At 59.5% G+C, this 26,789-nt stretch carries 12 protein-coding genes; 8 read left to right on the forward strand and 4 right to left on the reverse strand.

The window, feature by feature from the left end:
• Nucleotides 1-2: 2 nt before the first annotated feature.
• The 3 genes from tssM to tssK are packed head-to-tail and all read right to left on the reverse strand — an operon-like array spanning nt 3 to nt 6,877.
• Entirely contained in the window at nt 3-3,608 is a 3,606-nt protein-coding gene (gene tssM, locus ACXAEW_RS03580; protein ID WP_474940024.1) for a type VI secretion system membrane subunit TssM, read from the reverse strand.
• Nucleotides 3,605-5,509: a type IVB secretion system protein IcmH/DotU gene (icmH, locus tag ACXAEW_RS03585; RefSeq protein ID WP_474940025.1), complete on the reverse strand. Its 1,905-nt coding sequence runs from the start codon at nt 5,507-5,509 to the stop codon at nt 3,605-3,607. The genes tssM and icmH overlap by 4 nt, the downstream gene beginning before the upstream one ends.
• Before the next feature lie 3 nt (nt 5,510-5,512).
• The gene (gene tssK, locus ACXAEW_RS03590) at nt 5,513-6,877 is read right to left on the reverse strand and encodes a type VI secretion system baseplate subunit TssK (protein WP_474940026.1); all 1,365 of its coding nucleotides are present in this window, start codon (nt 6,875-6,877) and stop codon (nt 5,513-5,515) included.
• Nucleotides 6,878-7,207: 330 nt separating this feature from the next.
• Between tssK and ACXAEW_RS03595 the strand changes: the two genes are divergently transcribed.
• From ACXAEW_RS03595 to ACXAEW_RS03625, 7 genes are read left to right on the forward strand one after another with little or no spacing between them, the layout of a single operon-like run.
• Nucleotides 7,208-9,544, forward strand: a complete 2,337-nt coding sequence (locus ACXAEW_RS03595) for a type VI secretion system Vgr family protein (protein WP_474940027.1) — start codon at nt 7,208-7,210, stop codon at nt 9,542-9,544.
• A gap of 5 nt (nt 9,545-9,549) precedes the next feature.
• On the forward strand, nt 9,550-10,128 hold the full coding sequence (locus ACXAEW_RS03600; protein ID WP_474940028.1) for a DUF4123 domain-containing protein: 579 nt from the start codon (nt 9,550-9,552) through the stop codon (nt 10,126-10,128).
• A gap of 17 nt (nt 10,129-10,145) precedes the next feature.
• Nucleotides 10,146-10,448, forward strand: coding sequence for a PAAR domain-containing protein (locus tag ACXAEW_RS03605; protein WP_474940029.1), 303 nt, complete (start codon nt 10,146-10,148; stop codon nt 10,446-10,448).
• Nucleotides 10,449-10,463: 15 nt separating this feature from the next.
• A complete protein-coding gene (locus ACXAEW_RS03610) occupies nt 10,464-10,835 on the forward strand; it encodes a hypothetical protein (protein WP_474940030.1) in 372 nt (123 codons plus the stop codon).
• 1 nt (nt 10,836) lies between these two features.
• Nucleotides 10,837-11,184 (forward strand): hypothetical protein, encoded by a 348-nt coding sequence (locus ACXAEW_RS03615; protein ID WP_474940031.1) that lies wholly within the window; start codon nt 10,837-10,839, stop codon nt 11,182-11,184.
• Entirely contained in the window at nt 11,177-12,157 is a 981-nt protein-coding gene (locus ACXAEW_RS03620) for a LysM peptidoglycan-binding domain-containing protein (protein ID WP_474940032.1), read from the forward strand. The genes ACXAEW_RS03615 and ACXAEW_RS03620 overlap by 8 nt, the downstream gene beginning before the upstream one ends.
• A 14-nt stretch (nt 12,158-12,171) precedes the next feature.
• Complete coding sequence (locus tag ACXAEW_RS03625; RefSeq protein WP_474940033.1) at nt 12,172-13,230, forward strand: hypothetical protein; 1,059 nt, start codon at nt 12,172-12,174, stop codon at nt 13,228-13,230.
• A 183-nt stretch (nt 13,231-13,413) separates the two neighbouring features.
• On the opposite strand, the gene ACXAEW_RS03630 is transcribed toward ACXAEW_RS03625, so the two are convergent.
• Nucleotides 13,414-13,926, reverse strand: a complete 513-nt coding sequence (locus ACXAEW_RS03630; protein WP_474940034.1) for an invasion associated locus B family protein — start codon at nt 13,924-13,926, stop codon at nt 13,414-13,416.
• A gap of 445 nt (nt 13,927-14,371) precedes the next feature.
• Here ACXAEW_RS03630 and ACXAEW_RS03635 point away from each other — a divergent pair, with 445 nt between their 5' ends.
• Nucleotides 14,372-26,725 carry a hypothetical protein gene (locus ACXAEW_RS03635; protein ID WP_474940035.1) on the forward strand — a complete coding sequence of 4,118 codons (12,354 nt, stop codon included), beginning with the start codon at nt 14,372-14,374 and terminating at the stop codon, nt 26,723-26,725.
• Nucleotides 26,726-26,789 lie beyond the last annotated feature (64 nt).

Consider the following 26,789-nt stretch of genomic DNA (forward strand, 5'->3'; position numbering starts at 1 on the left):
GCTTACTCCAAACTCTGCGGGCATTGAAACTCCCGCAATTCTTTCATCAGAAACGGCACTGTAATGCTGTCGAATTCCAACCGGTAGCGACCGGAGCGACCTCCAACGGAATGGGAAATATCAACCATTGTGCCATTGGCGCGCCCTCGCCCCTTTTCGATAAATTCGGACAGCGACCAGCGACCGCCACCAAAACGCAGAGAATTCGACACCCGTTTTTTCTGCGGCAGAAGCGTCAAAACAATATCAGCCGTCTCTTCGGGCCAATTGACGCTCACAGCCGTGGAATTTGGCAGGATTTTCACCCGCCGCTCACCAAAGGCCAGAAGAGTGGCTTCCACAGCGTCGCTGCTGGTGGTCTGACGAATGGTAAAGCGGACTGACGGTCGGTTGCTATCTGCCGGAAAGAACGCCTGTCGAATGCGCTCTGCCCGGGCGAACTGGCTGAGTGTGGCCTCTGACAACCGCCCGCCGAGCGAGCTGCCCTCACGCGGGACCAAGCCGCCGAGACCATCGCGTTGCGTATAGTCGCGCAGATACTCCTGATAGAACTGCTCCATCCGGCCGCCATAGCCAAAAAAGTCACCAAATACTGCGGTGGAGATATGCCGCCCGCTACGGTCAAACGGGAAAGCATTTTCTATGTTTTGGCGGCAGTAAGCGGTAATGTCCTCTGTCATTGCCCGTTCGATCTGCGCGATGGTCGTATTGGCGGAAATCGTCAGGAACTCGCGCTCTATCTGATTGACAAAGTCGATCACGGTTGGTGGATAAAACGGCACGTTCTGCGTCAGACGGCTCAGTGCGTCCTGCAGACCACGTTCATCCAACGCCGGGTTCGGGCTGCGCGCAGCACCCTGTCTGTTGGTCGCAAGATCCCGCAGTCCCGCCAGGAACACATCAACCGGACGAGACCGCGTTGCAGCATCACCGGCCACAAACTTGTGCCACTTTTCAAAATTACGCTCCACGTCTTCCAACTGGCGACGCTGCAGCGACCCGACATTTCCGGCGACGCCAGCTTGGCCCTGGAACTTGGCGCGGTCCTTCAGCAGATTGAGCGCGATCCGCTGAAACGCACCGGAGCGCCGCTCTACTTCGCTAAAGCCTGCGTCACCCAATTGGCCCGCCACATTGCCACCAGCCAGGTTCTCTGGCGAAACTTCCATACCTTCAATGGTATCCAAGAACCTCGACAACCGGGTTTCGCGATCAACGGCTTCCGCCAGTTTCAAGATCGGAGAGGCAAAATCCACCGACGCCACCGACAAAGCCGGGAAGTCCGGGGCTCCTACCGACATTGACGTCAATTCGATCCGGTCCAAAAGCCCACGCCAATGGCGTGTGAAATCCGCTTGATACAGCGCATGAATGTCCCGGTTCAGTCCAGCCAACTGGCCCGAGTAATCAACCTCTTCCCCGGCTTTGCCCAGAACCCATCGTTCGTCTGCAAGCCGTTCTGCAGCTGTCTCCATAGCTGCCCTGAACGTCCCCCAATACCCAGAGAAAGAGTAAAGCCCAGGTATCGTCAGCGTATCAAGTTCACGTCCATCCGTGGTGCGGAACACCCGATCCGCCTGCACCCCTGCCAGCTCTGCACCCAAATTATACGGAGCCATGGCCGTCGCATCGGACTGAATGGAACTGTAGGCCTGTTGCGCCAAAGGCAGGGTGGCAATGATCCGCTGCGCAGCCTCAACAATCGAGTTGTTGGGTTTCAGACGCGGCTCCACCCGGTCGTCTAGTTCCAGCATCGCAGCAAGGTGGTCGTTCATCTCATTGTACTCATCCTCGAGTCCAACTTCGGAGAAATAGGGCAGCCACGCTTCAGCAAAATATGCCTGCACAGCGGGGTCATCTGCCTTACCCGGCTGCTGCTTGGCAAGCAGAATGTAGACCTTTAATGCGCGGTACGCGCGCTCGGTTTCTTGGCTGCCGACGAAATCCTGCAGCTCGTTTTCCAGTTGCAGCATCATCCGAGGCCGAAGATGCCGCTCCAAAGCATCGGAATAGCTCTCAAGCGCAGCCTGTCGAATGCTGCCGTGACGTGACAGGCCCATCTGTTCGATAAAGCCCTGCTCTCGCGGGTTGCCCCAGCCGCCCGGCATATCACGCAAGATGGCCAGCGCCTCCATGATTGGCAGAGGGCTCGGGTCGTCTAAAATTGTCTGACGCAATGCAGGGTCTCCCTGCACTTCGAGCGCATAAAGCTCGGCCGCTTGATCGGCCTCCTGCACCAATGTCGCATTTTTCCAGAAGCTGTACCCCAATAGCCCCATAGAGGTTACGGTCAGCGCCACAATCGCCGTGGTCGCCACACTGCGTAAAATGGAGCGACGGCGCATGGCGTTTAGATCATAGCCTACCCAGTCGCGCTCTTCAAAAATCACCTTCTGCAGGAGATCCTGCAAAAAATAACTGCGCCCTTTGCCCGACATAAAACCGGTATCAACACTGCCGCCGCGTACTGCGCCCAGCACCTGATCAATCGGCGTGCCCTCTTGCGTACCCGAAGTGAAATAGAAGCCCCTCAGAATTGCGTGAATTTCTTGTGGGCGCTGGAACACACGACGCAGAAAATCGCTGACATTCCGCTGCATCAGCGCCATCTGCCCCGGGAAGCCAAAGATGGAAATACGCGCAACACTATCAGGTTCTTCGTTCAGACGATCCGTCACTTCGTTTGACAAACGCGAAATCAGCGCATCAAATTCCGCAGGCACCGACTGGTAAGTTTCTTCTTTGCGGTCCTTTGTCTGGAACGTAACCCCCCAGACCCCGCGACGGCGATCCTCTCCGAAGGGGCCATAGAACTCGCGGAAACCCGCAACCATGTCGGCCTTGGTGAACATAACGTAGACCGGCACATCAATGCGCAGTTTTTCGTGAATTTCCTGCAGACGCTTACGGATTGTCAGCGCGTGGCTGTCCAACGCTTCACCAGTGGCGGTCAACATGTCATCACATGAAAACGCCAGGATCACCCCGTTCACAGGCTGGTTGGCACGCGCTGCCTTGAGCTGTTCGAGAAACGCCTTCCAGCTCATCCCGTCGGCGCGTTCGTCACTGTCTTGCGTGGTGTATCGCCCGGCGGTATCGATCAGCACAGCGTCTTCGGTGAACCAGAAATCACAATTCTTGGTGCCGCCAAAACCGGCCACGGCCGCCTTATCGGTGCCAGGAAATTCCAGCCCAGAATTCACCAGCGCAGTGGTTTTACCGGCGCCTGGCGGGCCAATGATAATATACCACGGCAAATCATAAAGATACGTTGCGCCGCCGTTCTTTTTCAGTTTTCCCAAGGCGTCGCGCATCCGGTCAGCGAGGACCGCAGCATCGCCGACCGGTGACTCAACAAGGGTTTCCTCAAGCGCTTTGGCCGCCAAACGACGCTTGCGATACCGAAGCCCTGCGGCCAGAGCAATCACGCCAAGGATCACGGCAATTGCGCCGCCCCGCACCCAAGGGTGGATCAGCCAAGGCAGGCCAGTCCACAAAAAACCAAACCAAATTGCCAGACAGATGCACAGCACCCCCAGCGCAATCAACGGCAGCCGCATCCACGGTTTCTGCCACAACCGCGACAGGCTCAGACCCAACAGCCTCATAGTCGTTCTTCCCGTTCAATCAGGATTTCAACCCGGCGGTTTCGTGCCCGCGCTTCCGGTGTATTAGCAGTGTCCAGCGGATCGTTGGGGCCAACGCCCACCGCGCTCAAACGGCTCGGGTCAGAAATCGACTCTGCCAGCAAGCCCAGAACGGTTTCCGCCCGCGCTTGCGACAATTCTTCATTTGTACGGTAGCGCCCGCGCCCGCTCAGGGGGATATTGTCGCTGTGACCTTCCACAACCACATCACCAGTCTCCGCTTCCAGCACCAGCCCAAGGCGAGAAGCCAGATCGCTGAAGTCCGAGCTCAAATCCGCAGATCCTGACTTGAACCGCAACTGAGATCCGACGCGGATTGCAATGTAATCGCCCTTGGTCTCAACGTTCACCAAGGCCTCCGTAATTTCGCGATCCAACACCCCGCGGATTCGCTCAAGCTGCGGCGGAGCAGCCGCCTCGTAGGGTTCAGCAGCGACAAAATTGGCAGCGGTCTCAAGCGCGATTTCTTCAGTCGGATCTGTCAGCGCCAATATGGCATCCTGACTGACCTGCGTATCCGAGGACAGGACACCTGAAAGTGTGGCAAACAATGCCACTACCATGGCCGCCGCTATCCCGCCAAAGATCCATAAGGGTATCAGCGCTGTATTACGACGCCCGCCAAGAAGCACTGGCATCCAATGCACGGACAAATCATGACCCGGACGGGCTTCGACAGCGCGGAAGCGCTGGTAGATCTCATTGCGCATCCGCGTCAGCGCGACCATGCCATTGGGGTCTGCGCGATACTTGCCCTCAAATCCCAAAGCCAGGCAGGTCAGCATCAGCTCCAGCAGGTCTTTGCGCTGGTGGGACAGGCCCATTACGTGCTCGAGACGCGCAAAGAAACCGATGCCTGCTGAACGATCGTTCAACAGTTCGGCAGCCATGGAGTATTGCTGCCAATATCCCGGCTCACTGCCGGGAATGGTCTGCACAATATCGTCTGCTGTGGCGGCCAGCGCATAGCGAGCAACGTCAATATCCTCAGGCACAACCCCATGATCCTGCGCTTTCTGAACAAAGCCATGGATTTCTCGCACGACATGGTCCCGCAGAGGCACAGCGTGCATTTCCACAATGCCCGTGCGCAGGCGGCCAAGCAAAACCAATAAATCCGTTGCCGCAGCAAGTATGGGGTTGGAGGTATGACCAATGTTCAGCCCAGATCCGCGCACAGCATCGGCAAAGGGAATTTTAACTTCGGGTGTGGCCTGCTTCGCCGCGGTCTGTTGCGCCGCATGTGCATCCGGGAATTGCGGATTCTGCGGTGCGTTGTAAGGCGACCATCCTGCCGCCTGCCCCTGTGCCCAGTTAGGGGAGGCCGCGGAAGGAGGCGGCACATAGCCAGGCTGGGGCTGGGGTTGCTGTGGGACATAGGGAGGCACCGCCTGCCCGGAGTATCCCGATGGCGGCGTTGCGACAGCCGGTTGCGCCGGGCGTTGAGGTGGCAACTTGCCCCCGAACCATGTGTCCTCTTGCTCACCTGTCGGCCCGGGTGCCTGCGAGGGCGGAGCTGGATATTGGGAAGCAGGCGGGTTGGGGTGCGGTTGCGCATAGGGTGACATATGCGGCGCCTGTTGGGCAACAGGGTGCCCGGCAGGTGGAACGCCCGGCGGAGTCATCGGCAGCGGCGGTGCATAGCCGTCTCTCTGCGGCGGATGGCCAGGCTGACCATAAGGTGGCGGGGGTGGCGGCGCAGGTGACGTTTGCGGCTGCCCCCCTGCACTACCGGGAATCGGCATGCCGAAGATCGTGCGTTCACCTCCAGCCCCTTGCGGAGGCTGAGAGGGCTGACCTTCCTGCGGAGGCTGCGGCAGCCGCTGACCGAACACTGTACGGTCGTCGTCATCCGTCGTCATGGATCAGTCCTCCGGAATTGCCCAGAGCTCCAACACAAGACCCGGCCAGGCCCCGGCAAGCTGCAGACCAATGGCTGACAGGGTTGAAAATTCGCGCCACAATGGGCTCGACTTGTCGATCAAGAAGTAGACGTGCCCCGTCACATGGCGAATCTGCGCGGGCGGCGTCGGCGTATGCACGATGGGCAGGCCCGGCATGTTGTTCACAATGATCTCACGCATGCGCGAGGCCGGGCCAACTTTGCAAAGCTGCGGGAACTGGTTCTGGATCTCGGTTAAAGGCAAATCCGCTTTTACCTCGATCACAAAAGACGCCCGCGAGAACAGCGTCGCATCTTCTACAATTGCCGCAAAGCGGTTGTCCTTGCGGTCCTCCAGCGGCAGGCGCACAGCCCGGCTGACGTCACGTGACAGGAACCGGCGAATATCATCAACCACCGGCAGGAAAGTTTCCTTGGGGCGATCGTGGCGATAGCGACCGTAGTCGCGCACCCGGCGCTCTCGGTCCTCAAAGCTCACCAATTCCCCCGCCAAGGCGATCAAAACGGAGTACAGACGCTCTGGATGTACAACCGGCAGCGTCTGCAAATGGCGTAGAACCGGCAGATTTCGGTTCAGTACCATCAGCATCAGATAGTCTTTGCCTTGCATACCCCCACCGGCGGACGGATCAGCGGCGTATCTTTCCAGCACTTCAACCCGTGCTTCTACCGCGCCGATTACGGCTTTCAGGTACCCGCTGTAGGCCCGGTGACACGACAGGTTCAAACCCGTTGGCGGCATGGTCTGGTCCAAAGTCACCACTGTGCCATCCCGCACCTCGGCGACTTGTCCCAATTCGATGCTTTGATAGCCTTCAGGCGCGGCATCGCGGAGCATCAGTTCAAGTCGCGGAACTGCAATTTCCAGACTTTCTTCGCTGCGACTGGCGCGCGCATTATCGACCACTTCGCGCTCTTCACTGACAAAATACCGCGTGGCCTGATCGCTTTCATCGCCAATGTCCTGCCCGTTCTGTGAGACATTCGGCAACACCAGCCAAATGGTTTTTCCGACGCTGCCTTCAGGAACGTCAATCTCACTGGGCAGGCTGCTCAGATCAGGTGCGGAGAACACCGTTCCGTCCTTAAAAACCCCGGAAATCTTCTGCAGCTCGAGCCGACCCTGACGCAGCTGGCCCGAGTCAAACTCAACCTCTGCGATTCCCCACGGAAACGGCTGGGATCCTGCCTGCGACAGGGCAAAAGCAAGAGTCTTTTCAAAATAGCGGTCAGCCTGTTGGAAATGCTGAGGCTTCAGAAACAACCCCTCTCTCCACACAACCTTGCTAAAGCGCGACATATAATAAATTTCTCCAAGAAAATTCATTGAAGCGAACAAATACAAGTCTTTCTTGCACCGTGAAATTCCGGGGGTCAAGTACGACGCGAAAAGGAAACCGCACTCAGTAAGCTGTGCCAAGAACCAGGGCCGCTAAAGGTTTTACAACCGCCCATCTGGGCAGTTTAGTCAACCCACAGGAGCATTGCGCCATTTAAGCAACAATCTTAACCCAAGAGCTGCGTGCAAAGGGTTTGGCTTGGCCAAGAATGAATTGACGCCAGCGATGCGAGTGCTATCCTCGCCCAGTAGCTGTGCTCTATATTTTGCATAAGTTTTTTGAATTTCTTGTCCGGACCATTACCGGGAGTGACATTTATGAACGCATTGTTCACGCAATCGGACCGTCATGGTGTGCTTGAAACGCAGCTTGGCAGAGATGCTTTGGTGCTGCACCGTATGGACGGTCAAGAAGAGATGTCTGGCGCGTTTGAGTGGCGCGTTGCAGCCTTTTCACAAAACCCTGAAATTGACCTGAACCACCTTCTTGGCACCCACGCAACGGTGAGCGTCAAAACCGCTGACGGGGCGCGTCATTTTGATGGCATTGTGACCGAAGCCCGGTGGAGCGGCACCACCGAGCATGGCAATGGTTACGATCTGGTCCTGCGTCCGTGGTTGCATCTTGCAGGTATGCGCCGCAATCAGAGGATCTTCCACAATCTGACAGTGCAACAGATCCTGACGGAACTGTTTGATGCCTATTCCAGCCTAGGCTCGCCGCACTTTGAAATTCAGTTGTCGGATGACTATCCCGTTCTGGAATATACCGTTCAATACGGCGAGAGCGATGCTGATTTCGCAAAACGAATGATGGAACGCTTTGGCATCTCTTGGCACTGGCGACAGGAGCAAGGCAACCACTGCCTGGTTTTGACAGACTATGTGACCGCCCATGCGGATCTACCCGGAGCCACTCGCCCCTTCTTTGGCGTAGACCGTTATCACGTTACCGAAGAAGAACACTTTAAATCCTGGAAAGGCGGCGCGCGGATGCAAACCGGCGCGGTGCGATTGACGGATTACAACTTCAAAACACCAACAGCGATCCAGGAAGTCGAACGCGAAGGTATTGCCACCTATGCGCATGGGCAGATCGAAAGTTTCGATTACCCCGGGGATTACCTTGCTCAGGGTGTCGGCGAGGTCGTTGTAGGGCGACGCACCGAAGAAGAAACCGGTGGAATTGCCCGAATAGAGGCGCGCGGGGATGTGATCAGTCTAGGCGCGGGTTTATGCGTCACACCGGTTGGGGATACCTTGCCGGGAGCGACGGGCCAAAGATTTCTGTGCTTACGTGCAGAACATGTGCTGCGACCTCAGGCCTATGCGACGACCGAAAGCCTGTCCGAGGAAGAAGCTTATGAGGGGCGCTATGTCCTCAGTCCGGTCACTGGCCCCATGCGCCCGGAACGACGCACGCCCCAAGTTGTGATGAAGGGCCCGCAAACCGCAGTTGTTGTTGGCGACGGCGAGATAGATGTTGATGAATTCGGTCGCATCCTGGTGCAGTTTCATTGGGATCTGGCAGCCGCTTATTCCATGCGCTGCCGTGTGAGCCAGAACTGGTCTGGCGGCGGCTGGGGCGGCATGGTGATCCCACGGATTGGGATGGAAGTTGTGGTGGAATATCTGGACGGTGACCCGGACAAGCCGCTTGTCACCGGCTGTGTGTTCAACGGCAAAAACATGGCGCCCTACCCTCTGCCAGAACACAAGACAAAGTCTGTCTTCCGCACCGATACACACCAATCAAGCGGCTTCAATGAAATGGTGTTTGAGGACGAACCGGGCAGCGAACAGATCGCGTTCAAGGCCCAGAAAGACCTTTCGCATTTGGTGTTGAACGATTCTCTGGCGCGGATCAAACGCCACGAAGTGCAAAGTGTTGGTGCCAACAAGGTAACCGAAGTCGGCCAGAACCAGAAAACCGAAGTCGGCGGTTCTGTGTCACTGGTCGTGGGAGGCACCGGACCAAATGCGGCTGGGCTGCTGTCTGGCCTGGGCGGGTTAGCAGGCATCACCTCAAAACTTGTAAAAAAAGGGGCAAGCGAAGGGGGCGGCGGGGATGGGCCACTTGCAACTTTCGCCAGCGCCCTAGGCTCTTCCAAACTGGGTTTTCTGGACGCCCTCGGCGTAAAGGGGCGCAGTGGGCTGCATGGCGCCGACGAGGCCGGCCAAGACGCCAACCATGCAATGCGGCTTGCCGGAAGCATGCTCGGTGACAGTGCCGCGGCGCTGACCGACGCCCCCGGAACAATGAATACCTTCGTTTCGAACTTTCGGTCGGACACCAGTGGCATAGTATCTGCCGAACAGGTTGGGCTGACCAAGATCGTCAATGTCGGCGGCGCAACAATGGAGCAGATCGGCAAGGCCAAACACGTAACCATTGGCGAAAAGCTGATGACCACTGTTGGCAAGGTGATCCTTTCGCGCACCAAAAAGCACACGCAGGTCGCAACTGAAAAATTCACCATTTCCGCCCCAGGCGGGTCGATCGAAATTGACCAATCAGGCATGACGATAAAAGCGACCAAACTCAAAATTCTGAGCGCCTCCGTCGACATTGACCCCGGCGCGCCCTCCCAATCCGAAGTGCTGAAAGCAGAGGAAGCCTTCTGTGAAGAATGCCGCGGCTCAGCCCAAGGATAAGACATATGAACGACAGTATCGACACATCCGAGGCGCTGCGCGAAACGCTTATTGCGCTACGGCGGGAAGAGCAAAACATCTATCTGGTGGTTGATGCCAGCCGCTCACCCGACACTGCTGTTATTCTTCAGGCTCTGGATGACAATGCGCTATGCTTGTTTGACGGTCAGGCACGCGAGGATCTAGCCGAGGTCGCCCCCTGGATTGTTCCCATTGATCCTCAAAACAGCGATGTACTCAATTGGTTTCTGGATGAGGCCTGGGGGCAGGACACCGGCCTGTTTTTGTTCTCAAAGGCTACAGTCACAAAGGTTAAGACAAGCCTGAAACGATCATTCCGTGTGCAGGATGATGCTGGCCGCAATCTGTTTTTCAAGATTTACCGCCCCTCTGTCTTCAGCAGTTACCTGCCTATGATGGAGCCGGATCAGATTGCATTTGTCATGCGTGATTTTGACAGGGTTCTGACCGAAATCCCCGCAGATCCCGATGTCATGAACAGCTATGCCGCGCCGGATGGAACCCTGATCCAAGAGGTTCTGAACAGCCGCGAAGTTGCCGCAACCGGCACACAAGCCGCGTAAGCCCGAAAGGTCATACTATGCCCGGAAAGCCGATATCCCTTCTTGGCGATCACCATGCCTGCCCCGCCGTGAACCCCGGTCCGGTTCCTCACGTTGGTGGCCCCGTGGTCAACCCCGGCCAGAGCATTGTCCGAATCGCCGGACGCCCGGTTGCGGTTGTCGGCGGTTCCACCCTCTGCAGTGGGGTGCCGTGCACAGACGCCATCGTGGCTGGGTCTCCAGTTCTTCGGATCACCGGAAAACCTGTTGCACGGGTCGGAGACTCCACCTCTCACGGCGGCTCGCTTGTGGCAGGCAACTCCTTTGTCCGTGCGAGCTGATTAGGGGCAATTCCTATGGTTCTATCAACCAAACTCCTCCTTGTTGCAGGGGTGTTAATCGCCACGCTGATCGGCCTTTCAGCGCTCAACGAACGAACCTTACCGTTGTTCAACGGCGACCGTGATCTTGCGGCTCAGACCATGAAAACGGTCTTTGCCCTATTCGGCGGTCTGTCTTTGGCCCTGGCCCAGCCTTTCTTTTGGCAGCGATTGAGTTCGGGTATTCAGTCACGTGTGCGCGACGGCGGTTCGGAAGGCGCATTTGCCCAGTGGGTTCTGCGCCCGGAATTCCGCGATTTCGGGGCAAGCCTCGGCTGGTTCGCATTGGGAGCATTCTCAGTCGTCGCTGTGGTTTTTGCTGTGCTCCTTTGGACTGGGCGGGGGTGACATGCTTCGGGTCCGCACTAGCCAGCTCGATGCGTTTTCAACTGTGGGCGCCAAGGATTTCTACCGTGCCCTACGGCAGGATCTGCTTGACTACATGGCGCGGGAAATGCCGGAACTTGCCCCGGCAGACGCGGATAGAAAAGCGCATCATGCAGTAAAACTATGCCAGCATTACGGGTTTTCATCTGAGGCTCACGTGACCGAGATGAGTTATGTTTTCATCGCCTTTCCCGCTGAGTTCTATTTTGACGCGCGGTACCAATGGCTGGATGCGGTTCTGCGTGCGCCCATCTCTGCCGACGCCCGTCTAAACCAGGTTCGCGCCGCCCTAGGAGCCAAAAATGGCTGATCCTTCACCGGTTACCCAAACCTATCAATTGCAACAGGGCGATACCTTATCCGCCGTGGCTCGGCGCAATGGCACAACTGTTCCTGCGCTGGCAAAGGCAAATGGCATCGCGGATCCAAACAAGGTGCAGGCCGGCCAGACCTTAGTGATTCCGCCCAAAGGCGGTGCCCCCACAGTACCGGAAGGAGCCGCGCAAGCCGCTACAGCTGGTCAGAAAGCCGCAGAAGGTAAATCCGAGGCCAAACCGGGCGAGGTTGTCAAACCTTGCGAAGCTGAAAAAAAGAAGGAACTCGCCAAAGTTCGCGCCGGCGGCGACGACAATGTAGACGTGCTATACGCCGAGGCCGGCGGAAGCTATGATGATCAAACGGGGATCGCCGAAGGTCAGGTTGGAATCGGCATGACCCGTATGAAACATGAGGGAAAATTCAGCGAGGACGGCATCTTTGGCGGCTCTCACCAGTTCGAAAATTTAACCGCCGATGCCCAGGGGTATATCGCATCCAATGACGGTTTTGGTGCGAAAGGCGCGGCAAGCGCCCGAATGGTCAAGGAAGGCGGCACCCTGTTTCTGGGCGCTGATGAAAACAACCCATTGGCTGAAGCGGGCGGTGAGTACGAGCTTCTGTCTGCGGAGGCAAAGGGCGATGTTCTTCTGGGCTCGGATGGCAAACGCGCTGGCCTCGCCTTGGGCGGTGCCGTTGGAGCGGCTGGCGCCAAAGGCGACCTTATGGGCGAAATCAATATTCCCATTCCGTTTACTGATTGGACATTGACCGCCAAAGCCAAAGGCGGGGTATCAGCGGGTTCGCTTGGGGTCGGCGCGCGTGGCTACGGGTATAAAAATCTGGAAAGCGGCCGCTATCATATGGGGGCGGGCGGCAAACTTGCCGCAATCCTCGGGCTTTCGGCAGATCTCGACCTCAGTGTTGGTCCAAAGTATACCAACCGGAACCGGCCTGACGGGCCCTAGAAATGGATGACGACATGAGCGCACCACGGGCCAAAGTGCTAACACAGCCAGTCTCCCCCAAGCCTCTGATCGAGGCGAGTTATCTGGACGCCATTGTTCAGGAAGGCGTTTTTCCATCGGGAAACTTCCGCATTGCCCTTCCACGCGACTGGAGAACCGAGACGATCGGTGAAGATGTCTTTCCTGACGCCGACAATCCAGCGGTTGTTCTCGCCCGTTTTACACCTGGAACCAGTGACGCTCTTGGAGCAGACTTCAATGCCAAAGTTGTTGTTCACGCCGCTTTTCTACCGCGCGTGATGAACGGATCGGACTGGCTGCGTGCGTGGGTCCCCAGCCAAGGGCAGGAGCTGCATGATATGCGCGAACTGCCAACCGCCTATGGTGTCATGGGCGATGCTGTCACAGTTTCAACCGAAACGAACCGTTTGCATCGCCTGCTTACAATCAAAGACGGCGACTTGATTTTCCTGATTGATGGATCTGCGGACATTGGGGAAGATTTGTCTGATCCAAGATTGCAGGAATTCGCGTTGATGGCAGCCATGCGCTTCTCACTTCTGCAGCCTTCCGGGCAGATCTATGCTGAACCCATGGAGACCCAACTCGTGTCCGCCCCGTCAGCCGAAGCCGCTTTCTTGCTGCCGACCAGCTGGCTCCCTGCCCCGGTTCCAGAGGTTCCACTGGATGCAGCCGCTGTACATTTCCAACACTTCAAAGGAGACGCACCGGCAGGCAGCCTGTTTGCTGTGTTGGGCAGCCCCGGAACAACAACCCCGGAGGGGCTCGAGAAGGTATTTATCGGCAAACTGGAGGCGCAGGGATACCAGTTAGGTGAACCACAAAGCCTGCTCAACGGCGCGCGGGACGATCTGGATTTCGACGTTGTACGGTATGACGGCAGTCGCGACGGGCGGCCACATGTGATCCTGAGCTGCAGGGCAATCGGCAGCGGGAAAGCCTTTGCCGCGCAAGTCGTGACCGAGGCGCAATCCGCGGATATGGAACGCTGGGCAATCAATCGTCGCGTCTTTGAAATCATACTTGATACTTTGAACATCACGGCGCGCTAGCGCCTGCACCCAAAGCAAGTTTACGCAAAAGCGCAATGTCCCGAATGACCGCAACACGCCCCGCCAATTACATTGGGAAGGCTAAGTGCGAAGGCCGACTTATATTTCATAACCAAAAGATGACGAGAGCCTCACCACGAAAACATGGGAAAGCTATGGCGCAATTGCGAAACAAGCCCGTTTCTATCGCCCAATTGCCGCAAGCCCGGCAGTAACACCTGAAAGTGACACCTCAAATATGGTGCTCTCTGCTGATGCCACTGGCTGGTACCCCAACAGGATCTTTCGCCCCCTTTTAAGGGCAGCCACTTCTTCCGGTTGCAGCAAGCGCGATGCCAAACACGCGGTCGCGCTGCAAGTGCGCCACTGCAGCGGAAGGACATCGGAACCGTAAGCAAAGCGATAACCGGGGTTCATTGTTAGCGCCATGTCCGTCGGTGTAGAGAGCGCCATAACAAGCCCTTTCTCACCATCAATTTCAGCCGGCTGCAGCCCTATTTCAGCGAGAAATTTACCGCTCTCGCTCGCTGTCAACTGTTGAATTAACGTACAAAATTGCGAACCACCTTCTACCGTCCTGCAAGCCAAACGCCAGTCTTTGAACGGCTTGCCATTTTCCAGCCTTTGCTCTGCGGAAATCGGTGCTGCAACAGCCAGAACGCAAAATGCGGCGTAAAAGAAGATTTTTGAAATCATATTGAGCCTCAAGAAAATTGGGGGTAATCAACATCAATATCCGGACGGCAACAAGCACTGGGGCAGCTCATAGCATTCAAGGACAGGTTTAACGCTAGAGTTGTGACAAAATGATCGCAAATCGACAGGCACACAAGATAGGGAGACTGAGAAAACCGAAAGGCAATTGACGAATCGATTGTCGAAGACAGCAATTGCCGACTGTCTGGAATAGGGTTTGGGATAAACACAAGTACGCGTCTGCTGAGCTCATAGTTTTCGTTTTTTCTATTTTAGAGAGACAAAACACGAGGTCCAGCAGCTCGCCGTCGAGAATGCGTTTTTTCCACTTTTTTGTTTTTTTTTGCAGGCTCCGTTTTTCTGCGGAGGCCCTTTGTTGAAATTATTTTTCGCTGCCGCTGTCTGCTGACGTCGGGGCATTTCAAGAATTTAGAGGTCACGTCTCATGGATGAGTCTAAAGCTAATCTGGTGCAACGCGGAATTCGTCAACGAAGCATCCGTCGTCACTGTCGATTTGGACGCGCAACCGAACTGGTCTTTATTCTTTCAGCAGGCGTGAGCGTCGTGGTGTCGTCCTTCGCGATCCCCACAACAGCCCTGGCAGATGATCTGACCTGGACCGGCGCAATTGACAATACTTGGAACTTAACCGAATCCAATTGGGGCACGCCTGTTCCAGATGTTTTCGAACCTGATGACACTGCAATTTTTGATGCAGCTGCAGACTCAATCACGATCACTGTCGATCAAGGGTCTCAAATTTCCGTACAGGACCTGAACAGCACGGCATCACTTCTGACGATAACAGGTCAGGCCGACGATGATACACTCCTGGTTAACGGAACGATCAATGTCGACTCCGGCTCCTTGACGTTGGATTTGCCCACTACAGGGAACGCAACCATTGATGGCGGAGCAACTCTGGTGCTCGCCGACATTTTCACGATAACCTCAAGCTTGGAAAATGCCGGGGCTCTGGACATTAACGCAGATGTTCTGGGAAGCCAGACACTGAGCAACAGCGGCACGCTGACTCTCAGCGGCAGCGTCAGCGGCGCGCTGACCCAGACCGCGGGGGCGACAACCGTCGATGGGGCAAGCTCTGTTGCGGGCGGGTTTGATATCGACGGCGGCACGCTCACGATCGAGGCCGCAACAACCGGTGACATCGACATCGCAGCGGGCGCCACGCTCAATCTGGATGCAGATGTGACCGGCGACCTGACCCTGACAGGCACCACAGATCTTGGCGGCGATGTCACCGTCACCGGGAACATCACCCAGACCGGGGAGATCACCAACAGCGACAATGGCAGCTTTACCCTGACCCAATCCGGCGGCAGCTGGACCAGCAATGGCGCGATCGATGCGGGCAGCGGGGCACTGACCATTGCCTCCGATGCGATCACCTTTGGCACCGGGTTTGCCGCTCTTGGAGATGTGAGCTTTGCAACCACCAACCTGACCGTGGCCACCGATGTCACGCTGGACAGGGATCAGGCCTCGAATGTCACCGTTGATGCGGGCCATACGCTGACCATTGGCAGTGACCTGGAGATCGGGGTTGCGGATGCCACCGCAGATGTCAGCAATGCCGGTGCCCTGGTGGTCGCGGACAACACCACTCTGACGGTGGGGGATGTGGACAACACGGGTACGCTGACCCTGAACTCCGGCGCTGAGATCGACGGCAGCGGCGCCACCCTGACCAACACCGGTGATGTGACGGTTGCGTCGGGTGCAACCCTGGGCTTTGACACCCTGGACGCCTCGGCCGGGACGGTGGATGCCAATGGCACCCTCGACGGGGATGTCGCCCTCTCCGGCACCGCAGCCCTTACCCTCAGCGGCAGCGTCAGCGGCGCGCTGACCCAGACCGCGGGGGCGACAACCGTCGATGGGGCAAGCTCTGTTGCGGGCGGGTTTGATATCGACGGCGGCACGCTCACGATCGAGGCCGCAACAACCGGTGACATCGACATCGCAGCGGGCGCCACGCTCAATCTGGATGCAGATGTGACCGGCGACCTGACCCTGACAGGCACCACAGATCTTGGCGGCGATGTCACCGTCACCGGGAACATCACCCAGACCGGGGAGATCACCAACAGCGACAATGGCAGCTTTACCCTGACCCAATCCGGCGGCAGCTGGACCAGCAATGGCGCGATCGATGCGGGCAGCGGGGCACTGACCATTGCCTCCGATGCGATCACCTTTGGCACCGGGTTTGCCGCTCTTGGAGATGTGAGCTTTGCAACCACCAACCTGACCGTGGCCACCGATGTCACGCTGGACAGGGATCAGGCCTCGAATGTCACCGTTGATGCGGGCCATACGCTGACCATTGGCAGTGACCTGGAGATCGGGGTTGCGGATGCCACCGCAGATGTCAGCAATGCCGGTGCCCTGGTGGTCGCGGACAACACCACTCTGACGGTGGGGGATGTGGACAACACGGGTACGCTGACCCTGAACTCCGGCGCTGAGATCGACGGCAGCGGCGCCACCCTGACCAACACCGGTGATGTGACGGTTGCGTCGGGTGCAACCCTGGGCTTTGACACCCTGGACGCCTCGGCCGGGACGGTGGATGCCAATGGCACCCTCGACGGGGATGTCGCCCTCTCCGGCACCGCAGCCCTTACCCTCAGCGGCACGCTCACCGGCGCGCTGACCCAGACCGCGGGCACAACAACCGTCGATGGCACCTCCACGGTGAGCGGCGATGTGACGGTCTCCGGCGGCACGCTCACCGTCTCGCAGAACCAGTCCTTGAGCGCCAATGCGCTCAGCAACAGTGCCGCGCTGGTGCTGGAACGCGGCGCAACCCTGGCTGGCACCGGCAATACATTCACCAACAGCGGCACAGTCACCATCGGGGATGGCGGCGCGCTGGTGGATGCCGGGGAGATCAACAACACCGCAGGCGGCCAGATCACCTTTAACGGGGATGGCACGCTGAACGCGGACAGCGATGAGGACAGCGCAGGCGCCGAGGACATCCTGAATGCCGGAACCCTGACCATCAATGCCGGGGCGGGCGGTGCAACACAGACCGTCACCGTGGACAATGACGCGCTTGAAAACACCGGAACCCTGACCGTGAACTCCGGCACCCTGGCGGGGATCACCACCCTGACCAGCACCGGTGATGTGACGGTTGCGTCGGGTGCAACCCTGGGCTTTGACACCCTGGACGCCTCGGCCGGGACGGTGGATGCCAATGGCACCCTCGACGGGGATGTCGCCCTCTCCGGCACCGCAGCCCTTACCCTCAGCGGCACGCTCACCGGCGCGCTGACCCAGACCGCGGGGGCGACAACCGTCGATGGGGCAAGCTCTGTTGCGGGCGGGTTTGATATCGACGGCGGCACGCTCACGATCGAGGCCGCAACAACCGGTGACATCGACATCGCAGCGGGCGCCACGCTCAATCTGGATGCAGATGTGACCGGCGACCTGACCCTGACAGGCACCACAGATCTTGGCGGCGATGTCACCGTCACCGGGAACATCACCCAGACCGGGGAGATCACCAACAGCGACAATGGCAGCTTTACCCTGACCCAATCCGGCGGCAGCTGGACCAGCAATGGCGCGATCGATGCGGGCAGCGGGGCACTGACCATTGCCTCCGATGCGATCACCTTTGGCACCGGGTTTGCCGCTCTTGGAGATGTGAGCTTTGCAACCACCAACCTGACCGTGGCCACCGATGTCACGCTGGACAGGGATCAGGCCTCGAATGTCACCGTTGATGCGGGCCATACGCTGACCATTGGCAGTGACCTGGAGATCGGGGTTGCGGATGCCACCGCAGATGTCAGCAATGCCGGTGCCCTGGTGGTCGCGGACAACACCACTCTGACGGTGGGGGATGTGGACAACACGGGTACGCTGACCCTGAACTCCGGCGCTGAGATCGACGGCAGCGGCGCCACCCTGACCAACACCGGTAATGTGACGGTTGCGTCGGGGGCGACCCTGGGCTTTGACACCCTGGACGCCTCGGCCGGGACGGTGGATGCCAATGGCACCCTCGACGGGGATGTCGCCCTCTCCGGCACCGCAGCCCTTACCCTCAGCGGCACGCTCACCGGCGCGCTGACCCAGACCGCGGGGGCGACAACCGTCGATGGGGCAAGCTCTGTTGCGGGCGGGTTTGATATCGACGGCGGCACGCTCACGATCGAGGCCGCAACAACCGGTGACATCGACATCGCAGCGGGCGCCACGCTCAATCTGGATGCAGATGTGACCGGCGACCTGACCCTGACAGGCACCACAGATCTTGGCGGCGATGTCACCGTCACCGGGAACATCACCCAGACCGGGGAGATCACCAACAGCGACAATGGCAGCTTTACCCTGACCCAATCCGGCGGCAGCTGGACCAGCAATGGCGCGATCGATGCGGGCAGCGGGGCACTGACCATTGCCTCCGATGCGATCACCTTTGGCACCGGGTTTGCCGCTCTTGGAGATGTGAGCTTTGCAACCACCAACCTGACCGTGGCCACCGATGTCACGCTGGACAGGGATCAGGCCTCGAATGTCACCGTTGATGCGGGCCATACGCTGACCATTGGCAGTGACCTGGAGATCGGGGTTGCGGATGCCACCGCAGATGTCAGCAATGCCGGTGCCCTGGTGGTCGCGGACAACACCACTCTGACGGTGGGGGATGTGGACAACACGGGTACGCTGACCCTGAACTCCGGCGCTGAGATCGACGGCAGCGGCGCCACCCTGACCAACACCGGTAATGTGACGGTTGCGTCGGGGGCGACCCTGGGCTTTGACACCCTGGACGCCTCGGCCGGGACGGTGGATGCCAATGGCACCCTCGACGGGGATGTCGCCCTCTCCGGCACCGCAGCCCTTACCCTCAGCGGCAGCGTCAGCGGCGCGCTGACCCAGACCGCGGGGGCGACAACCGTCGATGGGGCAAGCTCTGTTGCGGGCGGGTTTGATATCGACGGCGGCACGCTCACGATCGAGGCCGCAACAACCGGTGACATCGACATCGCAGCGGGCGCCACGCTCAATCTGGATGCAGATGTGACCGGCGACCTGACCCTGACAGGCACCACAGATCTTGGCGGCGATGTCACCGTCACCGGGAACATCACCCAGACCGGGGAGATCACCAACAGCGACAATGGCAGCTTTACCCTGACCCAATCCGGCGGCAGCTGGACCAGCAATGGCGCGATCGATGCGGGCAGCGGGGCACTGACCATTGCCTCCGATGCGATCACCTTTGGCACCGGGTTTGCCGCTCTTGGAGATGTGAGCTTTGCAACCACCAACCTGACCGTGGCCACCGATGTCACGCTGGACAGGGATCAGGCCTCGAATGTCACCGTTGATGCGGGCCATACGCTGACCATTGGCAGTGACCTGGAGATCGGGGTTGCGGATGCCACCGCAGATGTCAGCAATGCCGGTGCCCTGGTGGTCGCGGACAACACCACTCTGACGGTGGGGGATGTGGACAACACGGGTACGCTGACCCTGAACTCCGGCGCTGAGATCGACGGCAGCGGCGCCACCCTGACCAACACCGGTGATGTGACGGTTGCGTCGGGTGCAACCCTGGGCTTTGACACCCTGGACGCCTCGGCCGGGACGGTGGATGCCAATGGCACCCTCGACGGGGATGTCGCCCTCTCCGGCACCGCAGCCCTTACCCTCAGCGGCACGCTCACCGGCGCGCTGACCCAGACCGCGGGCACAACAACCGTCGATGGCACCTCCACGGTGAGCGGCGATGTGACGGTCTCCGGCGGCACGCTCACCGTCTCGCAGAACCAGTCCTTGAGCGCCAATGCGCTCAGCAACAGTGCCGCGCTGGTGCTGGAACGCGGCGCAACCCTGGCTGGCACCGGCAATACATTCACCAACAGCGGCACAGTCACCATCGGGGATGGCGGCGCGCTGGTGGATGCCGGGGAGATCAACAACACCGCAGGCGGCCAGATCACCTTTAACGGGGATGGCACGCTGAACGCGGACAGCGATGAGGACAGCGCAGGCGCCGAGGACATCCTGAATGCCGGAACCCTGACCATCAATGCCGGGGCGGGCGGTGCAACACAGACCGTCACCGTGGACAATGACGCGCTTGAAAACACCGGAACCCTGACCGTGAACTCCGGCACCCTGGCGGGGATCACCACCCTGACCAGCACCGGTGATGTGACGGTTGCGTCGGGTGCGACCCTGGGCTTTGACACCCTGGACGCCTCGGCCGGGACGGTGGATGCCAATGGCACCCTCGACGGGGATGTCGCCCTCTCCGGCACCGCAGCCCTTACCCTCAGCGGCACGCTCACCGGCGCGCTGACCCAGACCGCGGGGGCGACAACCGTCGATGGGGCAAGCTCTGTTGCGGGCGGGTTTGATATCGACGGCGGCACGCTCACGATCGAGGCCGCAACAACCGGTGACATCGACATCGCAGCGGGCGCCACGCTCAATCTGGATGCAGATGTGACCGGCGACCTGACCCTGACAGGCACCACAGATCTTGGCGGCGATGTCACCGTCACCGGGAACATCACCCAGACCGGGGAGATCACCAACAGCGACAATGGCAGCTTTACCCTGACCCAATCCGGCGGCAGCTGGACCAGCAATGGCGCGATCGATGCGGGCAGCGGGGCACTGACCATTGCCTCCGATGCGATCACCTTTGGCACCGGGTTTGCCGCTCTTGGAGATGTGAGCTTTGCAACCACCAACCTGACCGTGGCCACCGATGTCACGCTGGACAGGGATCAGGCCTCGAATGTCACCGTTGATGCGGGCCATACGCTGACCATTGGCAGTGACCTGGAGATCGGGGTTGCGGATGCCACCGCAGATGTCAGCAATGCCGGTGCCCTGGTGGTCGCGGACAACACCACTCTGACGGTGGGGGATGTGGACAACACGGGTACGCTGACCCTGAACTCCGGCGCTGAGATCGACGGCAGCGGCGCCACCCTGACCAACACCGGTGATGTGACGGTTGCGTCGGGTGCAACCCTGGGCTTTGACACCCTGGACGCCTCGGCCGGGACGGTGGATGCCAATGGCACCCTCGACGGGGATGTCGCCCTCTCCGGCACCGCAGCCCTTACCCTCAGCGGCAGCGTCAGCGGCGCGCTGACCCAGACCGCGGGGGCGACAACCGTCGATGGGGCAAGCTCTGTTGCGGGCGGGTTTGATATCGACGGCGGCACGCTCACGATCGAGGCCGCAACAACCGGTGACATCGACATCGCAGCGGGCGCCACGCTCAATCTGGATGCAGATGTGACCGGCGACCTGACCCTGACAGGCACCACAGATCTTGGCGGCGATGTCACCGTCACCGGGAACATCACCCAGACCGGGGAGATCACCAACAGCGACAATGGCAGCTTTACCCTGACCCAATCCGGCGGCAGCTGGACCAGCAATGGCGCGATCGATGCGGGCAGCGGGGCACTGACCATTGCCTCCGATGCGATCACCTTTGGCACCGGGTTTGCCGCTCTTGGAGATGTGAGCTTTGCAACCACCAACCTGACCGTGGCCACCGATGTCACGCTGGACAGGGATCAGGCCTCGAATGTCACCGTTGATGCGGGCCATACGCTGACCATTGGCAGTGACCTGGAGATCGGGGTTGCGGATGCCACCGCAGATGTCAGCAATGCCGGTGCCCTGGTGGTCGCGGACAACACCACTCTGACGGTGGGGGATGTGGACAACACGGGTACGCTGACCCTGAACTCCGGCGCTGAGATCGACGGCAGCGGCGCCACCCTGACCAACACCGGTGATGTGACGGTTGCGTCGGGTGCAACCCTGGGCTTTGACACCCTGGACGCCTCGGCCGGGACGGTGGATGCCAATGGCACCCTCGACGGGGATGTCGCCCTCTCCGGCACCGCAGCCCTTACCCTCAGCGGCACGCTCACCGGCGCGCTGACCCAGACCGCGGGCACAACAACCGTCGATGGCACCTCCACGGTGAGCGGCGATGTGACGGTCTCCGGCGGCACGCTCACCGTCTCGCAGAACCAGTCCTTGAGCGCCAATGCGCTCAGCAACAGTGCCGCGCTGGTGCTGGAACGCGGCGCAACCCTGGCTGGCACCGGCAATACATTCACCAACAGCGGCACAGTCACCATCGGGGATGGCGGCGCGCTGGTGGATGCCGGGGAGATCAACAACACCGCAGGCGGCCAGATCACCTTTAACGGGGATGGCACGCTGAACGCGGACAGCGATGAGGACAGCGCAGGCGCCGAGGACATCCTGAATGCCGGAACCCTGACCATCAATGCCGGGGCGGGCGGTGCAACACAGACCGTCACCGTGGACAATGACGCGCTTGAAAACACCGGAACCCTGACCGTGAACTCCGGCACCCTGGCGGGGATCACCACCCTGACCAGCACCGGTGATGTGACGGTTGCGTCGGGTGCGACCCTGGGCTTTGACACCCTGGACGCCTCGGCCGGGACGGTGGATGCCAATGGCACCCTCGACGGGGATGTCGCCCTCTCCGGCACCGCAGCCCTTACCCTCAGCGGCACGCTCACCGGCGCGCTGACCCAGACCGCGGGGGCGACAACCGTCGATGGGGCAAGCTCTGTTGCGGGCGGGTTTGATATCGACGGCGGCACGCTCACGATCGAGGCCGCAACAACCGGTGACATCGACATCGCAGCGGGCGCCACGCTCAATCTGGATGCAGATGTGACCGGCGACCTGACCCTGACAGGCACCACAGATCTTGGCGGCGATGTCACCGTCACCGGGAACATCACCCAGACCGGGGAGATCACCAACAGCGACAATGGCAGCTTTACCCTGACCCAATCCGGCGGCAGCTGGACCAGCAATGGCGCGATCGATGCGGGCAGCGGGGCACTGACCATTGCCTCCGATGCGATCACCTTTGGCACCGGGTTTGCCGCTCTTGGAGATGTGAGCTTTGCAACCACCAACCTGACCGTGGCCACCGATGTCACGCTGGACAGGGATCAGGCCTCGAATGTCACCGTTGATGCGGGCCATACGCTGACCATTGGCAGTGACCTGGAGATCGGGGTTGCGGATGCCACCGCAGATGTCAGCAATGCCGGTGCCCTGGTGGTCGCGGACAACACCACTCTGACGGTGGGGGATGTGGACAACACGGGTACGCTGACCCTGAACTCCGGCGCTGAGATCGACGGCAGCGGCGCCACCCTGACCAACACCGGTGATGTGACGGTTGCGTCGGGTGCAACCCTGGGCTTTGACACCCTGGACGCCTCGGCCGGGACGGTGGATGCCAATGGCACCCTCGACGGGGATGTCGCCCTCTCCGGCACCGCAGCCCTTACCCTCAGCGGCAGCGTCAGCGGCGCGCTGACCCAGACCGCGGGGGCGACAACCGTCGATGGGGCAAGCTCTGTTGCGGGCGGGTTTGATATCGACGGCGGCACGCTCACGATCGAGGCCGCAACAACCGGTGACATCGACATCGCAGCGGGCGCCACGCTCAATCTGGATGCAGATGTGACCGGCGACCTGACCCTGACAGGCACCACAGATCTTGGCGGCGATGTCACCGTCACCGGGAACATCACCCAGACCGGGGAGATCACCAACAGCGACAATGGCAGCTTTACCCTGACCCAATCCGGCGGCAGCTGGACCAGCAATGGCGCGATCGATGCGGGCAGCGGGGCACTGACCATTGCCTCCGATGCGATCACCTTTGGCACCGGGTTTGCCGCTCTTGGAGATGTGAGCTTTGCAACCACCAACCTGACCGTGGCCACCGATGTCACGCTGGACAGGGATCAGGCCTCGAATGTCACCGTTGATGCGGGCCATACGCTGACCATTGGCAGTGACCTGGAGATCGGGGTTGCGGATGCCACCGCAGATGTCAGCAATGCCGGTGCCCTGGTGGTCGCGGACAACACCACTCTGACGGTGGGGGATGTGGACAACACGGGTACGCTGACCCTGAACTCCGGCGCTGAGATCGACGGCAGCGGCGCCACCCTGACCAACACCGGTGATGTGACGGTTGCGTCGGGTGCAACCCTGGGCTTTGACACCCTGGACGCCTCGGCCGGGACGGTGGATGCCAATGGCACCCTCGACGGGGATGTCGCCCTCTCCGGCACCGCAGCCCTTACCCTCAGCGGCACGCTCACCGGCGCGCTGACCCAGACCGCGGGCACAACAACCGTCGATGGCACCTCCACGGTGAGCGGCGATGTGACGGTCTCCGGCGGCACGCTCACCGTCTCGCAGAACCAGTCCTTGAGCGCCAATGCGCTCAGCAACAGTGCCGCGCTGGTGCTGGAACGCGGCGCAACCCTGGCTGGCACCGGCAATACATTCACCAACAGCGGCACAGTCACCATCGGGGATGGCGGCGCGCTGGTGGATGCCGGGGAGATCAACAACACCGCAGGCGGCCAGATCACCTTTAACGGGGATGGCACGCTGAACGCGGACAGCGATGAGGACAGCGCAGGCGCCGAGGACATCCTGAATGCCGGAACCCTGACCATCAATGCCGGGGCGGGCGGTGCAACACAGACCGTCACCGTGGACAATGACGCGCTTGAAAACACCGGAACCCTGACCGTGAACTCCGGCACCCTGGCGGGGATCACCACCCTGACCAGCACCGGTGATGTGGCGGTTGCGTCGGGTGCAACCCTGGGCTTTGACACCCTGGACGCCTCGGCCGGGACGGTGGATGCCAATGGCACCCTCGACGGGGATGTCGCCCTCTCCGGCACCGCAGCCCTTACGCTCAGCGGCAGCGTCAGCGGCGCGCTGACCCAGACCGCGGGGACGACAACCGTCGATGGGGCAAGCTCTGTTGCGGGCGGGTTTGATATCGACGGCGGCACGCTCACGATCGAGGCCGCAACAACCGGTGACATCGACATCGCAGCGGGGGCTGGCCTTGTTCTCAATAGTGAAATCACCGGCAATATTACAAATGCCGGAGCATTGGATCTGCAAAACGATGTTTCCGGGAATTGGACCCAAAACGGCAATGACACGTTCTCGATTTCAACTGACGGGCTCTCGGTCGGGTCATTGACCTTCAATGCCGGTACGCTTGAAATCGCAGATGGCACCACCTTTAACGTGGGCGATAATGGAACCGTTCAACAAGAGGCTACCTTTGCGTCCGGCAGCGGTCTAACCATCGGCCAAGGCGCGACATTTGTAGCCACAGAGGCGGGAGACAGCTTGCGGTTTGACAGCGGGTCAAGTCTGATACTGGGTCAGGATGCAACCTTGACCGGCAACTCCATATTGAATGGCGCGGTAAATGCGGAAGCCTCCGGTATCGTTTTGGACGGCAACGTCACTCTTGGAGCGTCCGCAGTTCTCGATGTGGCCAACGGAACATCTGGAGATCTTTTGACAATCAACGGGGCGATCACAGGAGATGGGGGTACCGTAAACCTGGACGTGGATCTCACGGATGGCGCACAAACAGTCGACCACGTCGTTGCAACAGGAAGTGGTGCGTCATCAGGGACTATCCATCTGGTGTTCGATGACCAGACTGCGAACGACACCTACGGAGCAACAGAAGCGGGAGGGCTGGTTCTGGTCGATCTCGACGCTGGCAGCACCGTGACGGCAACAGTCGATGAGGCAAATATTCCTACAGACAACCGCAACACCTACACCTACACGCTTGGTAACAACAGCGATGGTGACATTGTTCTGATCAGTCAGCTCAATAACGCGGCCGCCGGTCTGACCGGCGCGATTGCCTCCGCGCAGTCGCTGGTTGCTTCGGTTATTAACAGACCAACCAGCCCGTTTGTCACCTCACTTTCAAAGCTAAACGAGGGAGAAAAATGTCGTCCCGGAGGCTGGGCTCGCGTGGTCGGCGGTACAGCCAATGCAACAGGCACGGCGACAACAGCGACGTCTTCGGTGGAGACCACAACCGAAGCCAGTTTTAGCGGCATTCAGGTCGGGCTGGATTCAACCTGTTTCAACAGTCTGATTCTGGAAAATGGTTGGGATGTATCTTACGGGGTCTTTGCCGGTTACAACACCGCATCCGCCGACCAGCCCATTCCGGGGACCGGGGCAGCAGCGGGTCAGATCGACAGCATAACAGAACTGGATCTGAGCCAAGCATATGTCGGCGGCTATGTGGTGGCAGCGCGCGGGCGATTTAGCCTGGATGTTCAAGCCCGTGCGGAACAAACGGATTTCACGGTCAATTCGTCAGGCCTGAACCCGCTTGCCGTGGATGACACAGATTTTGATACAACCGCCTATACTTTGTCTGCTGCTGCCAGCTATGCATTGAGCATTCCGAACCAGCCAAATCTGTTCTTTGTTCCTACGGCGGGCCTGTCGGTCACACGTACGTCAGAGACCGACTTTCTGTTCAATGACGGCAGTCTGATTGAATTGGATGCGTCTACGACGGCAATCAGCTTTGTGGGAGGAACCCTGGCCCATACAAAGGTAAACAAAGCAACCGGGGCCCGCAGTGCCGCCTTTGCAACGCTGACTCACTACGTCAACCTCTCGGATGACACATCTTCCACATTCACCGATGCGGCTGGCATCAGCACCGGGATTACATCGTCTGCGCTGCCGGATTATACTGAGATAAGCCTTGGCTACACCTACAACAGAGAATTGCGCAGCGATCGCGGCTCTTTGCGTAAGCTATCCGCCTCGATCCGAGCGGATGGGCGGGTTGGCCAAGGGTTCGACAGCTATGGTCTGACCGCCCAAGTCCGTCTCCAGTTCTAAGTTCAATTGCGAAAACGACAAGAGATCAGAACCTCAAGCGCCAACTGCGCTTGAGGTTTTATTT

The sequence above is a fragment of the Epibacterium sp. ABZ3_068 genome, from assembly GCF_056159265.1.

Bases quoted from the DNA above. Each gene is read 5' to 3' on its own strand.
- ACXAEW_RS03605 (WP_474940029.1), top strand. From the start codon at position 10,146: ATGCCCGGAAAGCCGATATCCCTTCTTGGCGATCACCATGCCTGCCCC.
- ACXAEW_RS03615 (WP_474940031.1), top strand. From the start codon at position 10,837: ATGCTTCGGGTCCGCACTAGCCAGCTCGATGCGTTTTCAACTGTGGGC.
- ACXAEW_RS03620 (WP_474940032.1), top strand. From the start codon at position 11,177: ATGGCTGATCCTTCACCGGTTACCCAAACCTATCAATTGCAACAGGGC.
- ACXAEW_RS03630 (WP_474940034.1), bottom strand. From the start codon at position 13,926: ATGATTTCAAAAATCTTCTTTTACGCCGCATTTTGCGTTCTGGCTGTT.
- ACXAEW_RS03595 (WP_474940027.1), top strand. From the start codon at position 7,208: ATGAACGCATTGTTCACGCAATCGGACCGTCATGGTGTGCTTGAAACG.
- tssK (WP_474940026.1), bottom strand. From the start codon at position 6,877: ATGAATTTTCTTGGAGAAATTTATTATATGTCGCGCTTTAGCAAGGTT.
- ACXAEW_RS03600 (WP_474940028.1), top strand. From the start codon at position 9,550: ATGAACGACAGTATCGACACATCCGAGGCGCTGCGCGAAACGCTTATT.
- ACXAEW_RS03625 (WP_474940033.1), top strand. From the start codon at position 12,172: ATGAGCGCACCACGGGCCAAAGTGCTAACACAGCCAGTCTCCCCCAAG.
- ACXAEW_RS03635 (WP_474940035.1), top strand. From the start codon at position 14,372: ATGGATGAGTCTAAAGCTAATCTGGTGCAACGCGGAATTCGTCAACGA.
- tssM (WP_474940024.1), bottom strand. From the start codon at position 3,608: ATGAGGCTGTTGGGTCTGAGCCTGTCGCGGTTGTGGCAGAAACCGTGG.
- icmH (WP_474940025.1), bottom strand. From the start codon at position 5,509: ATGACGACGGATGACGACGACCGTACAGTGTTCGGTCAGCGGCTGCCG.
- ACXAEW_RS03610 (WP_474940030.1), top strand. From the start codon at position 10,464: ATGGTTCTATCAACCAAACTCCTCCTTGTTGCAGGGGTGTTAATCGCC.